Source organism: Pontivivens marinum (genome assembly GCF_900231835.1).
GTDB lineage: Bacteria > Pseudomonadota > Alphaproteobacteria > Rhodobacterales > Rhodobacteraceae > Pontivivens > Pontivivens marinum.
This window is the reverse complement of the sequence record NZ_OCTN01000001.1, coordinates 371,252-384,466: the sequence shown is the minus strand read 5'-3', so window position 1 is coordinate 384,466 and position 13,215 is coordinate 371,252. Positions and strand designations below refer to the sequence as shown.

The 13,215-nt window shown below is 61.2% G+C and carries 13 protein-coding genes; 5 read left to right on the top strand and 8 right to left on the bottom strand.

Annotation, left to right across the window (positions count from 1 at the left end):
- Positions 1-48: 48 nt before the first annotated feature.
- On the top strand, positions 49-837 hold the full coding sequence (locus CR254_RS01965; protein WP_097928123.1) for an FAD binding domain-containing protein: 789 nt from the start codon (positions 49-51) through the stop codon (positions 835-837).
- Positions 838-898: 61 nt separating this feature from the next.
- On the opposite strand, the gene CR254_RS01960 is transcribed toward CR254_RS01965, so the two are convergent.
- Positions 899-1,405, bottom strand: a complete 507-nt coding sequence (locus CR254_RS01960) for an invasion associated locus B family protein (protein ID WP_180955859.1) — start codon at positions 1,403-1,405, stop codon at positions 899-901.
- A gap of 69 nt (positions 1,406-1,474) precedes the next feature.
- The gene (locus tag CR254_RS01955; RefSeq protein WP_180955858.1) at positions 1,475-2,983 is read right to left on the bottom strand and encodes a cisplatin damage response ATP-dependent DNA ligase; all 1,509 of its coding nucleotides are present in this window, start codon (positions 2,981-2,983) and stop codon (positions 1,475-1,477) included.
- A 155-nt stretch (positions 2,984-3,138) separates the two neighbouring features.
- Here CR254_RS01955 and CR254_RS01950 point away from each other — a divergent pair, with 155 nt between their 5' ends.
- Positions 3,139-4,530 carry an L-serine ammonia-lyase gene (locus tag CR254_RS01950; RefSeq protein ID WP_097928120.1) on the top strand — a complete coding sequence of 464 codons (1,392 nt, stop codon included), beginning with the start codon at positions 3,139-3,141 and terminating at the stop codon, positions 4,528-4,530.
- Here the strand turns inward: CR254_RS01950 and CR254_RS01945 are convergent.
- Complete coding sequence (locus CR254_RS01945) at positions 4,511-5,206, bottom strand: EI24 domain-containing protein (RefSeq protein ID WP_097928119.1); 696 nt, start codon at positions 5,204-5,206, stop codon at positions 4,511-4,513. The genes CR254_RS01950 and CR254_RS01945 overlap by 20 nt on opposite strands.
- On the bottom strand, positions 5,203-5,784 hold the full coding sequence (locus CR254_RS01940) for a nitroreductase family protein (RefSeq protein WP_097928118.1): 582 nt from the start codon (positions 5,782-5,784) through the stop codon (positions 5,203-5,205). Before CR254_RS01940 ends, CR254_RS01945 begins: the two co-directional genes overlap by 4 nt.
- A 114-nt stretch (positions 5,785-5,898) precedes the next feature.
- On the opposite strand from CR254_RS01940, the gene CR254_RS01935 reads away from it, so the two are divergent.
- Positions 5,899-6,966, top strand: coding sequence for an SMP-30/gluconolactonase/LRE family protein (locus tag CR254_RS01935; protein WP_180955857.1), 1,068 nt, complete (start codon positions 5,899-5,901; stop codon positions 6,964-6,966).
- Here the strand turns inward: CR254_RS01935 and cbiB are convergent, their stop codons facing one another.
- The 3 genes from cbiB to CR254_RS01920 form a co-directional block, all read right to left on the bottom strand.
- Positions 6,967-7,854 (bottom strand): adenosylcobinamide-phosphate synthase CbiB, encoded by an 888-nt coding sequence (gene cbiB / locus CR254_RS01930; protein ID WP_097928116.1) that lies wholly within the window; start codon positions 7,852-7,854, stop codon positions 6,967-6,969. It lies immediately after the preceding gene.
- The gene (locus CR254_RS01925; RefSeq protein WP_097928115.1) at positions 7,851-8,807 is read right to left on the bottom strand and encodes a threonine-phosphate decarboxylase; all 957 of its coding nucleotides are present in this window, start codon (positions 8,805-8,807) and stop codon (positions 7,851-7,853) included. The genes cbiB and CR254_RS01925 overlap by 4 nt, the downstream gene beginning before the upstream one ends.
- 236 nt (positions 8,808-9,043) lie before the next feature.
- Positions 9,044-10,021 (bottom strand): glutathione S-transferase family protein, encoded by a 978-nt coding sequence (locus tag CR254_RS01920; protein ID WP_097928114.1) that lies wholly within the window; start codon positions 10,019-10,021, stop codon positions 9,044-9,046.
- 222 nt (positions 10,022-10,243) lie between these two features.
- On the opposite strand from CR254_RS01920, the gene CR254_RS01915 reads away from it, so the two are divergent.
- Positions 10,244-10,579 carry a hypothetical protein gene (locus CR254_RS01915; RefSeq protein ID WP_097928113.1) on the top strand — a complete coding sequence of 112 codons (336 nt, stop codon included), beginning with the start codon at positions 10,244-10,246 and terminating at the stop codon, positions 10,577-10,579.
- On the opposite strand, the gene CR254_RS01910 is transcribed toward CR254_RS01915, so the two are convergent.
- Positions 10,580-11,719, bottom strand: coding sequence for a YeeE/YedE family protein (locus CR254_RS01910; protein ID WP_097928112.1), 1,140 nt, complete (start codon positions 11,717-11,719; stop codon positions 10,580-10,582). It lies immediately after the preceding gene.
- A 127-nt stretch (positions 11,720-11,846) separates the two neighbouring features.
- Here CR254_RS01910 and CR254_RS01905 point away from each other — a divergent pair, with 127 nt between their 5' ends.
- On the top strand, positions 11,847-13,214 hold the full coding sequence (locus CR254_RS01905) for a tetratricopeptide repeat protein (RefSeq protein ID WP_097928111.1): 1,368 nt from the start codon (positions 11,847-11,849) through the stop codon (positions 13,212-13,214).
- Position 13,215 lies beyond the last annotated feature (1 nt).

Here is a 13,215-nt window from a genome sequence, read left to right as displayed (position 1 = left end):
GCGTTATTCTGAGAGGGCCCCTAGGGCTCACCCGACAGGAGATAAAACATGTACGCATTTGACTTCGTAAAGGCGGCCAGCGTTGAGGAGGCCGTGTCCGCATTGGCCAGCGGCGAGGCACAGGCGCTGGGCGGCGGGCAAACCCTGATTCCGACGCTAAAGGCACGTCTGGCCGATCCGGGCACGCTGATCAGTCTGGCCCATATCGACAGCCTGAAATTCGTCCGCGCAGGCGATGGCATGGTTGAGATCGGCGGCGGTACAACACACGCAACCGTCGCGGCCGAGACTGCGCAAACCTATCCCGGCCTTGCCGATTTGGCGGGGCGTATCGGTGATCCATCCGTGCGCAACCGTGGCACTATTGGCGGCAGTCTGGCCAATAACGACCCGTCCGCGTGCTATCCGGCGGCGGCGCTGGGATCAGGCGCGACCATCGTGACGAATAGTCGTGAGATTGCGGCCGATGACTTCTTCGAGGGCATGTTCGCCACCTCGTTGGAGGAGGGCGAGATCGTCACCGCAGTGAAGTTCCCGATCCCCGAAAAATCCCATTACGAGAAGATGGCGCAACCTGCGTCCCGCTTCCCGCTGGTTGCGGTGTTCGTTGCGAAATTCGCGGATGGTGTACGGGTTGCCGTGACCGGTGCCAGCAATGACGGCGTGTTCCGCTGGGCCGAGGCGGAGAAGGCGCTATCCGCTGATTTCTCGGTCGCGGCGGTTCAGGAGCTGAAGCATTCCGACGATGACATGATTGCCGATCTGCACGGCACCGCGGCCTATCGCGCTCATCTGATCGGTGTGATGACACGGCGCGCTGTCGCACAGATGGTCTGATCGACCTAGGCCAAAGCCCCGCGCCGGTGTCATGCCAGCGCGGGGCTTTTTGTTGAGGGTATCAGTTCCCGCCGAACATCGCGGCGACCCCTTCGGCAAAGCCGTCCAGCTGAATGTTGACCACAACAGGATCGGCGCCCGGTGCAGGGCGATAGCCAAAGCGCATGGTCCCCTCGCTTAGACGCTCAATCTCTGCATCATCCAGCGCCAATGCGCCCTCGCAGATCGAACCGAGGCACCGCTGCCAGATCATCTCGCGCTGTGGCGTGTCGTCGCCAACAACATGATACGCAACGCCCGAGGGCAGGTAGGCACCAATCGGCACATGGCCGACAATGGCGGGACCGCCCTGTAGTTCCGTCACCAAAACACGGGCGACCAGCGCGCCTGTTTCGGACAGGGTTAGCTCCTGCACCAAACTGCACTGGGTTTGTTGTACGCCGACTGCCTGACACTGGATCATCCAGTCGCCAAATTGCGTGCCGTTGGTAACGGGGGGTGTGCCCTGCGCGAGGGCCGCCGTGACTGGCAGGGTTAGGGCGAGGGCGAGGTGGGCAATACGGTGCATGGGGGGCTCCATTCATACGATGTTGCCGTAACAGTCGTGCAAGTGCCCCCCTCGATCAAGTCGTGGCGGTCAGATCTGGGCGCGTAGATCTGATAATCTGGCGGCCTCGGTCATGGGCTCGTGCCATTTGATACGCTGGATACTGGCGCGGCGTAGGGTGATACCCGATTTATGCCGCGTGCTGTGTTGGACGGATGCGTAGCTGATTTGCAAAACCAGTTCGGGTTGCACCGTGCGCACCGGCCCGAACCGCCCGACCGCATTGTCCCGCATATAGGCGTCGAGGGCGAGCGCCTCGGACGGGCTGCCCCCAAACTGTGCCGTGCCGAGCGGGATCAGACGCTGCGCCCCATCCCACACGCCGTAGGTGAATTCGGTGTAATAGGCCGCTTGCCGCCCCTGCCCACGTTGCGCGGAGAGCAGGACGCAGTGCGCCAGTTTCGGATCGGCCAGCCAGCTATGCCACGTTTCGGTCGGGCCATAGGGCGCGTCACGACGTTTCAGCATGACCCCGCAGGCACCCTTTGCGGGTTTGTTTCGCAGGGTGCCCAACTGCGCCCAAGTGGTGAAGGGCAGCAACGGAGACGCCTGCGACCCAACGATTGCCAGCAACCGGTCACGGCGGGCGTGCCATGGCAGATCGCGCAAATCCTCGCCGTCCTGTTCCAACAGGTCATAGGGGCGCAGAATGGCGGTTGTTGCGGGCTTTTTCGGCGGGGTCTTGGCACGCAACCGGCGGCGCAGTTCCTCATGCGAGGGGGTGTCGTCACCGGTTTGAACCAGCAGCATCGCTTCGACCGTGCCGTGCCAATGCATCGCGTCGATGATTTCGGGAAACTGGTTTGAGATGTCATCACCCGCCGCTGTGTATAGCCTGCGGTTGGTCGCGTTCACGGTGACCTGAACGCGGATGCCGTCCCACTGCCATTCCGCCTCGTAATCGGTGGGGGATAGGGCGTCGGTCAACGGTTCAACGCGCATCGCAGGTTTGTAGCTGGCGTAGGGGGTGGTTTTCGGCCACGCGCCGCCATCCAGCCATGTGAACAGCGCAGCATAGGGCGGGGCCATTTGGTGCCAAAGCCGGGCAATCCCCTCAACCGGATGCGCCGCATCGGATAGCGCCGCACGCAGGGTTGCGGGCGAAACGCTGACGGCCAATCGGCCAAGGCACAGCCGGATGAATACTAACCGCGCCGTTGCATCGCATCGGTTCAACAGCCGCGTCACAATCGCCGCCTGATCCGAGCGGCTGGACCGTGACAGCGCCGTGACTACCTCATGCAATGCTGGCGGGGTCGTGTCCTGCGGTTCGGGCCATAGCAGAGCGATCGTCTCCGCCTGATCGCCAACATGGGCGCGGGACAGGTCTAGCAGAACGGGATCAACCTGCGCCTCGATCAATCCGTTCAGCAATGCGGGCTTGACCCGTGGCAATTGCAACGTGCCCGCCAATACTGCCAGCGCCCAGCCGCGGTCCTGATCTGATGCATTGGCAAAATACCGGCGCAGCAGGGTCTGCCTGTCCTGATCGTCAGGCATAAAGGAAAGCTGTTCAACAAGGTTGGCGAAGGGTGTCATAGCATGCAACTTAACGAGTGTGACCGGCGTGGCGAGCATGGATATCGCCCGCCAGCATTTTTCGGCATAATCGCGGCGCGATAGGGACGGCCTGCGTCGTATTCGGCTGATGGCTGGCGGCGGAACGCGGTACAAGTCGTTAAGGGGAGTAGCCAATGTTTCTAAGCGTTTTTGATATCTTCAAGATCGGGGTCGGTCCGTCCTCCTCGCACACGATGGGGCCAATGGTTGCGGCGGTCCGCTTTTTGGAAACGCTACGCAGTGGCACGGAAAAGGTGCCCGGTTCCGGCGCGCCTGCTCGGTTAGAGGCACGGTTGCACGGCTCGCTCGCCTTTACGGGCAAGGGGCACGCGACCGACCGCGCCGTGCATCTGGGCTTGCTGGGCCATGCGCCTGCGACCTTCGAGGTGGATAAGGCCGAGGCGGATCTGGCCGAGTTAAACGAAACCGGCGTGATCCGGCATGAGGGGCTGCCCGATCTGGCCTATAGGCCAGATGTCGATCTGATCTTTGACTATGACGAATTGCTACCCGGCCATACGAACGGCATGGTTTTGCGTGCTTGGGATGATGCGGGCAACCTGCATATGGCAGAGACGTATTATTCCGTCGGCGGCGGCTTTGTCATGACCGCGCGTGAACTGGAGCGTAAGGACGATGTCGCCACCACCGCTGGCGTACCGCACCCGTTCCGCACCGCGGCAGAGATGTTGCGCATGTCGCGTGAAAGCGGCCATTCCATCGCCCAGATGACCCGCCGGAACGAGCTGGCCACCCGCTCTGCCGCTGAACTGGATAGCGGTTTGGAGCGCATCTGGGACGTGATGGAGGATTGTATCGAGCGGGGCATCGCCACCGATGGCATCCTGCCTGGTGGTTTGAACCTGCGTCGCCGTGCGGGCAATATCCATCGTCAGCTACTGGACGAGCGGGGCCTGAACCTCGCCGCGCCGCATACCGTTAATGACTGGTTATCGGTCTATGCCATGGCCGTGAACGAGGAAAACGCCGCCGGTGGGCAGGTTGTAACCGCCCCGACCAATGGCGCGGCAGGGGTATTGCCCGGCACGATCCGCTACTGGCTGGACCATGTACCGGGGGCGCATCGCGGTCTGATCGCGGATTTCCTGCTGACCGCTGCGGCGATTGGGGGCCTGATCAAAACCAATGCCTCCATTTCCGGGGCAGAGGTCGGCTGTCAGGGTGAGGTCGGTTCCGCCGCTGCGATGGCCGCCGCCGGTCTGTGCGCCGTAATGGGCGGCACGTCCGAGCAGATCGAGAATGCTGCCGAGATCGCGTTGGAGCATCACCTCGGCATGACCTGCGATCCGATCCATGGCTTGGTGCAGGCACCATGTATTGAGCGGAACGGGCTGGGCGCGATCAAGGCGGTATCCGCCGCCTCGCTATCCCTGCGCGGCGACGGGCGGCATCTGGTCAGCCTCGATGCTTGCGTTGAAACCATGCGCCAAACCGGTCGCGATATGGATGCGCGGTACAAGGAAACCTCGCAGGGTGGTCTAGCCGTTAACGTGCCGGAGTGCTGACCCGCCCGCGCAGGCTGTGAAACAGGTGCGTATAGGCCGCAACGCCGACCAGCGGGATCAACAGGTTTAGCAACGGGATCGACAGCGGAACCGCCATCGCCACGCCCATCGCCCAAATCTGCCCCCGATTGGCGCGGCGTAAAGCCTTTGCATCCTCGGCAGACATCCGGCGCAGGGCGACTAGCTGAAAATATTCACGGCCCAGCAGGTATCCGTTCACCAGATAGAAGATGATCGGTGCCAGCGGCGCGACGAGGATATAGATCACCAGCGCGCAGATATTTGCCGCGACCAGAATGCCGAAAAAACGCACTGTATCCAGCACCGTCACGGCGAGGCTGGGCGGTGTGGCGGGGGGCAGGTGGGGGTAGTGGACCTCCTCCACCGCGTCGGCGATATCCTCCAGCAGAAAACCGATGCATAGCGAGGCAACGGGGATCATCAGGAAAATCGACGCGATCATCGCCGCGCCAATAGCCAGACCGGTCATCAACCCGCCCGGATCGACAGTGCCAATCCATGGCAGCGAAAATGGATCAATGCCAGAGATCAGATAGCCAACAACCGCATAAAGGGCGAGCAATACGCCCAGCGTCATCGCAATCGCCTTGATCAAGACATAACGGAATCGCGGGTCGGGCAGTTGGTCCAACGCCTTGAGGATGGGGGTAATCATTCTGCGACCCATTGTGTGATTGCGGATAGGTCAGGGCGGGGCCGGTCCGGTGGGGCGCTGGTTTCGGTGCCTAAATGGATGAAGCCCGCGACGAATTCGTCTTGCTTCAAAGACAATCCAGCTTGCAGCCACTCTGCATCCATCGCCATCCAGCCGGTCAGCCAGTTCGCGCCCCAGCCGGATGCCAGTGCGGCGTTGACCATGGCCAGACAAACGGCCCCTGCGGATAGATGCTGTTCAATCTGCGGCACCTTATCGCTGGGCGTTGGGCTGGCGACCACGGCGACGATTTGCGTGGCGCTGGCAAAGGCATGGACTACCTTGTCCAACTTCTCCACCAGCTCGGCCCGTGCGGCACCCAAAGTGCGGGTCAGATCGGCCAGTCGCGTCAGGGCGTCCCCCTCCAGCACGATAAAGCGCCATGGTTCCAGCTTTCCGTGATCCGGTGTGCGGGCCGCTGCCTCAAGTATCGGGCGCAGCGCGTCATGGCTGGGGGCGGGGGCTGTCAGCGTCTTGGACGGGCGTGAGCGGCGCGTCAGCAGAAAATCCATGACCTGCGGTCGGGGTTCCAGATGCATGTGATGTCCTTTTCTTTCCTAGCCATGTCGACCTACAGACGCGGCGTTTCAAGGAGGAAAGCTTGCCTGACCACCGTTTTCATCGCAGGATTTTCGAAAAACAAGGGCGCGTCCATGTACCAGATCATCCGTTATCTATCCTTTGCGACATTTATTGCAGTCGCTGTTTGGTATTTGGGCCTGCGTCCAACGGGAATTGAGCCGGTCAGCTATACCGCCTCCTCCGATCCGGGGCTGGTGGGGACATTCGCGCCAAATCAACGTTTGGCCGTGATCGACGTGCTGGATATGGGCGAGCAGGACGGGCCCGAGGATATCGCCGTGGATGCACAGGATGTGGGCTGGGTGACCAGCGCGCAAAGTGGCCTATGGCGCGTTGACGGGCGGCAAATGTCGCAGGTGGATATGCTGGGCGGGCGCCCCTTGGGGTTGGAATTCGGGCCGGATGGGGCGCTGTATATCGCGGACAGCTATCGCGGGTTACTGCGCTGGACGCAGGATAGCGGCATGCAGGTTCTGGCAGATAGCTATCAGGGGCAGCCTATCAACTATGCCAATCAGGTGGCACCTGCGCGGGATGGCTCGGTCTATTTCAGCGTTTCAACCAGCAGGCATGACCCTGAAATACTGGGCGGCACCTTGGCCGCATCCGTAGTGGATTTGTGGGAGCATCGCCGCACGGGGCATATCCTGCGCTGGACCGATGCGGGCCTGACCCAAGTGGCCGAGGGTTTCAGCTTTACCAACGGTATCGCGCTGACGCCGGAGCAGGATGCGCTGCTGATAGCCGAAACCGGTGAATATCGTATCTGGCGGCACGATCTGGCCAGCGGAACACGCGAAGTCATTTTGGACGGTTTGCCCGGCTTTCCTGACAATATTCAGGCGCAGGGCGACGGCACATACTGGGTGGGGATCGTCTCGCCGCGTCGTGCAATCGCCGATCGGCTAGCCCCCTATCCGACATTGCGCAACCTGATCTGGCGCTTGCCCGAGGCCGTTCGGCCCAAGCCTGTTCACCAAGGTATCCTGATGCGGATCGACGGTGGGGGTCGGATATTGGAGGTTTTGCAGGCGCCACAGGGGGAATATTCGCTTGTGACGGGGGCAATCACAGTAGGCGATTTGCTATATGTAACATCGCTGGGCGCGCCCGGTTTGGGCGTGATGGATGCGCCGTGATTACAGCAGCCATCCAATCGCGCAGAGCAGCAGAAACAAGGTCCATGCCCTCCACATCGCGGTAACGGCGCGGGCGATATCGCCGCGCATCGGGTCGCGACCCGTTGCGTTGAGCCACGGATCGGCGGACGGCCCCTCGGCGTAATGGCGGGGGCCGGACAGGCGAATGTTGAGCGCGCCGGCCATCGCGCCCTCTGGCCAGCCGGCATTGGGGGAGCGGTGCTTGCCCGCGTCCCGTCGCATCACATCCCATGCTCTGGGCGCTAGGCAGGCCGTGGCGATCAATGCGCCGGTCAGGCGGGCGGGAATCAGGTTGAGCAGGTCGTCGAGCCGAGCAGAGGCCCAGCCAAATGCCTCGTACTGCTCTGACCGGTGCCCGATCATGCTGTCCGCTGTGTTCACCGCCTTGTAAATCAGCAGTCCCGGTATGCCCGCGACGGCAAACCACAGGGCGGGGGCGATCACACCGTCGGACAGGTTTTCGGCGCCACTCTCAATCGCGGCGCGGGCAATGGCCGGTTCCGACAAGGTTTGCGTATTGCGCCCAACGATCATCGACACAGCGCGCCGTCCAGCGGGCAGGCTCTCGGCCAAGCCCTGTGCAACAGCCCGCACATGGGCGGTCAGGCTGTTTTGCGCCAGCAATATGGCAACGATCACAATCTGAAATGGCGTGGGCAGCAGCGCCAGAATCCAGCCAGCCACGCCCGCCACAGTGATAAGACAGGCCAGCGCAGCCACCCCCGTAATCCGTGTGCGGTTGTTCAGGCGGCGTTCCAGATAGGAGACAAAACGGCCCAGCAGAACCGCCGGATGGGGCACCCGCGACCACAGCCAGTTCGGCTCTCCGACCACCGCGTCGAGTATCAGGGCAAGGGTCAGGATCACGCCAGTGCTCGTGCAATACGCTCTAGGCCAGATGCATCCGCGGGCAGGCCCAACCTGATCCAGTTGGGATGATCCTCAAACACGCGGCTCCAGATATGTTGACGTGCGAGTCGGGTTTGCAATTGCAACGCATCCTCCACCGCGTAAAGGCGGAACAGAGTGGTGCCGCCGACGATCTGCGCGCCGCTCATTTTCAGCACGCGGTCCAGATGTTCGGACATCGACGCCAGTTGCGCGCGGGTTTCATCGGCCCAAACGTGATCCGACAGGGCGGCCGTACCGATAGCCAGCGCAGGGCCTGATGCGGCCCACGGTCCCAGATGGTTGCGCAACTTACGGGCGTTCTCCTCGGAACAAATCGCAAAGCCCAACCGCAATCCTGCTAACCCCCAGAATTTGCCAAAGCTTTTCAGCACCACGAAATCCGGTCGGGCGGTGTAATGCACATGGCTGGTCACACCGACATCGGCAAAACTTTCATCAACGATGGTCAGTTGGTGGCCGTTCGGGGACAGGTCATGCAGCCGACCGTCGGGATTATTGGGGTGAACGACAATGCGGGTTTGGGCCGTGTGGTGCGGTTCGGTCTGTTCGTGCACGTCAAAGCCCGCTGCACGAAATGCGGCGGCGTGTTCGTTATAGGTCGGCGTGGAAACGTGGATCGTGTCGCCCTGTGCCAGCGCAGGCATGGCCGCGATCAGCGCCGATGCGCCCCCGGCGATGACAATTTGCGCATCCTCCGGCACGGCCCAGAATGCGCGTGCGGCGGATTCTAGTTCGGCAAACGCAGTCCGGTCGGGCAGGTCGGTCCAGCAGGATTGCGGCAGCGCAGGCAGCGGATAGGGCGTTGGATTTATGCCCGTGGACAGGTCCAGCCACCCCGCTCGATTACCCCCATGGCGAGAGATTGCCCGATCGATATCTCCGCCATGTTCGCGCTCTGGTAGAATCATAATATATTAACTAGCCTCTTGCGTGCATTTGAGCGCGCTATCTGCGTTTGCGTCCGACAGGACCACGCGGATCAGGCAGGTTCAAGTGTAACAGCCCTGGGGGGCGTGAGTGGTGGTGAATAACAGGCCCCGATTGTGGGCAGGGTCCGATTGCAGCCGGGGGGCGCAATCGAAACTCGGGCAGCCAGATGTGTCTGGCTAGTGCGCCCTGTTTTTCATCATCCTCACTGCATGGCTTAGCTGTCGCGCCCATGCGGCTGTGCCCAGTCGATAACGGGACCAATCGGGATGATCTGTCTGGGGTTCACGTCGCGCTGGCTGAAATGGTAATGCCGCACGATATGATCGAAATTCACCGTCGCGGCGACGCCGGACCATTGGTACAGCTCACGCGTATAGGCCCACAGGTTGGGATATTCGATCAGCTTGGCGCGGTTACATTTGAAATGGCCGTGATAGACGAGATCAAACCGGAACAGAGTCACGGCTAGGCGCCAATCCGCCTCGGTCACTGTGTCGCCCATAAGGTAGCGGTTGGTGGATAGGCGTTCCTCCAGCCACTGCATAGTCTCCGTGACATCGGCGACGGCCGTATCATAGGCGCCCTGTGTTGTCGCAAAGCCGGATTTGTAGACGCCATTGTTCAACGTGTTGTAGATCCGCTCGTTCACCGGCTCAATGTCTGCGCGCAGATCGGCGGGCCAGTAATCGTCGGTGTTGCCGGTAATGCCGTCAAAGGCACTGTTAAACATGCGGATGATCTCGGAGCTTTCATTGCTGACAATGGTGTTACGCTGCTTGTCCCACAGGATCGGCACGGTCACGCGGCCTGATGCGTTGGGGTCTGCCTGCAAGTAAATCTCGCGGGCGAAGGATTTTCCGAACAGCGGATCGCCCGTGGCACCGGCGAAGCTGTCATCAAAGGTCCAGCCATCGTCCAGCATATCAGGATGCACGACCGAGATACTGATATGATCGGTCAGCCCCTTTAACGCGCGAAAGATCAGCGTGCGGTGCGCCCATGGGCAGGCATAGGAAACATATAGGTGATAGCGCCCGCTTTGCGCGGCAAAGCCACCCTGACCCGTCGGACCGGCACTGCCATCAGGGTTGATCCAGTTGTGATAGGCGGTTGGTTTGCGGCTGAACGAACCGTCCCCCTCCACATCGATGAAATCGTTGCTTGCCCAATTTCCGTCTACCAGCTTACCCATCACGCTTCCTTCCGTTTGAGCCATAGTTTGGCAAGACTTAGCCGGAAATAAACCCAAGGTTTTCGCGTAAACTGTTTACGGATTGGAAATGGTTCGGGTGTCACTTTTATTACATAAACCAAGGGTGGATTCGAATCCGAGGTTATGTTGGTATCCTAGTTGGGGGTGCGCATTGGTCCCGAACGGACCTATCACCAGCGCGCGAACGAAAGGACGGATCAGATGGATATTCACCTGCCAGACTACATCGTTGCGGAGCTGGAGATGAGCGCGCTAAAGGCCCGCAAAACGCGGCTGCGCGTGCGGGACGGCGAAACCATTGTTGATGTTCTCAGCATGGATGATAGCGGCTTCACCCTGCCAATTGATGCGCCACGCCTGCGCGGTGCCGTTGCGGTGCTGGACGGCGCACGCCACATTTCCGACTGCCTGATCGTGGCTGCGGAATGCGAGGGGCGATTCATGCGCTATGAATACAAGCGCTGCACCCCAATCACTGACAATGCACCGGTTGATTACGTGCGTGAGGACGACTCACCTGTGGCATTGCTGGGCTAATCAGGCCCGTGCGGGGCGCGGATCCATGCCGAGCCGCACCCGCAACTCCACCCCGATAAATGATCCGGCGAACCCCCAGATCAGCCACCAGACCCCATGTAGGCTGCCGCTGGTCAACCCGCCCAGATAGGCCCCGATATTGCAGCCATAGGCCAGCCGCGCACCATATCCCATCATCAGGCCTCCGATCACGGCGGTCAGCACCTCACGCTTGGTCAGGGACCAGACAGGTGACCACCGGCCAGCGAAGGCAGCGGCCACCATCGCGCCCGCGATAATCCCAAGGTTCGAAGCATTGGTCGCACTGGACAGGATGCCACCCTCTACATTGCCGCGTCGCCATCCCGCCCAATAGGTCCAGTCGGTTGGCTGCAATCCGGCCATATCCGCCGCCTGCGCGCCCCATACCGCAAACCCGTAGGTGATGCCCCATGGCCGCCCCAGCACCAGCAGGAAAGCCAGCGCGACGACCGCCAACCCCACCGCGCCTGCCCAGATCGACCAGACGGAGGTCCCGCGATCCGTTTGCAAGCTACCATGGGCGCTGCGCTCGACCCGCACAGAAATCCACCAGATTGCACTGACGGCGGCCAGCATGACGGCCACCGCGCCCTGCCAGCCAAGCAGCCGGATCAGGGATATGCCGGATCTGGTGCGCGGTAATGTTGTCCAGAAATCCCAATGCGCCGTGGCCCAAACACTGCCCGCGATAAAGAAGATCAGCACCAGCATCATCCGACTGGACCCACCGCCCGCCGTAAACAAAGTGCCTGATGCGCAGCCTGACCCCAATTGCATCCCGATGCCAAAGACAAATGCGCCAAGGGCCGACGCCACTCCCAGTGGCAGGATATAGCCCCGAACATCTTGTCCGAAGGCTCCCCCCTCCGCGATCACCGGATAGGCAACAACAACGATTAACCCGATCAGCAGCATTTGCGCCCGCAGCCCGCGCCCCCTGCGGTTCAGCACAATGTTGCGCCACCCCGCCGTGAAGCCAAAGCTGGCATTATACAGTACAACCCCCGCCGCAATGCCGATCACGACGGCCCATAAATGGTCACGCCCCTCAACCCGCCATGCAACAATAGCAAGGATGACAGAGGCGAGAACGGAGAGGAGGAAAGGAATACGGTTCATTATTCGGTGTTTACGCGAAACATTGCTCCGCTGTGATAACAGATAGGTGAATGAACTCCTCGTGATGGGTATTTCAGCGAAAGATGCGCTAGCTGTTGGAAAAGCGCACTTATCTGGATCAACCTACATGATGCATGACCTCAACGGCTTGGCAGTTACTCTCTCCGATCAGACGGCATTGTCTGCGTGGAATAATGTGCAACGCGCGTTTCTGGCGCATTCGGCGGCGACGCCGGAACATCTGGGTGTGGTGCTAACACGTGAGCCGGGATTTGCGTTGGGCCATGCGGTTAAGGGAATGTTCTACCTGTTGCTCGCACGACGTGAGCTGATGGGGGTGGTCACCGATGAGCTGGCGCTTGCCAAATCGGCTGCGGCGCAGGGTGGAGCGAACCCGCGTGAGGCCGAGTTTGTGACCGCCTTGGCCGAGGCGGTCGCGGGTCATTGGGGTTGGGCCGCTGCACGCCTGGATGTCGTGATCCAGAACTGGCCGGGGGATGCACTGGCAATGAAGCTGGTGCAGTCGCTGCGCTTTATGCTGGGTGACGCGCAGGGCATGCTGAATTCGACCCGCTTGGCGCGCACAGGATTTGCGCCGGACCATCAGTTGCATGGCTATCTATTGGGCTGTCAGGCCTTCGCGCTGGAGGAAACCGGCGATTACGCCGCTGCTGAAATCGCGGGTCGTGCGGGATTGGAGCTGTGTCCCGATGATGCATGGGGTCTGCACGCGGTGGCCCATGTTCTGGATATGACTGGCCGGAACGAGGACGGTGTGCGCTGGTTGGCTGGCCGGTCAAAGCATTGGGCACATTGTAACAATTTCGGCTATCACGTCTGGTGGCACCTTGCGCTGTTCCATCTGGATCGGGGCGCATATGGGCCGGTTCTTGAGCTATATGATCGCAAGATCAGACCGGACCAAACCGATGATTTCCGCGATATCTCGAACGCTGCATCACTATTGCTGCGGTTGGAGGTTGAGGGTGTTGATGTCGGCGACCGGTGGGAGGAGCTGGGCGCATTGAGTGCAGCACGCACCGATGATGGCTGTCTGATCTTTGCTGATCTGCACTACCTGCTGGCGCTGAACGCAACGGGTCGCACAGCGGAAAGTCAGGCGCTGGCTGCGCGTATCGCCAGCGATGCCGCGACGATCGAGCATGACCAGCATGAGGTTGGCGCCCTGTCCGGCAATGCCGCTGCGCGTGGCCTGCTATCGTTTCGTGCGGCGGATTACGGCCCTGCGGCGCGTGATCTGCGCATGGCACTGGAATTCATGCCCCGTATCGGTGGCAGTCACGCCCAGCGAGATGTTTTCTGGCGTTTGGCGGTTGAGGCGCATCTGCGCTGTGGCGATTGTTCGGGGGCTGAGGCGCTGTTAGCGCGGCGAATGCTGGAACGTGGTGCGGAGGACGGCTATACAGCGCGACGGCGCCATCAGATTGAGGTGCGCCGGTCCGATCTGGCAGATGCCGGTATCGCTGCGGAGTAAG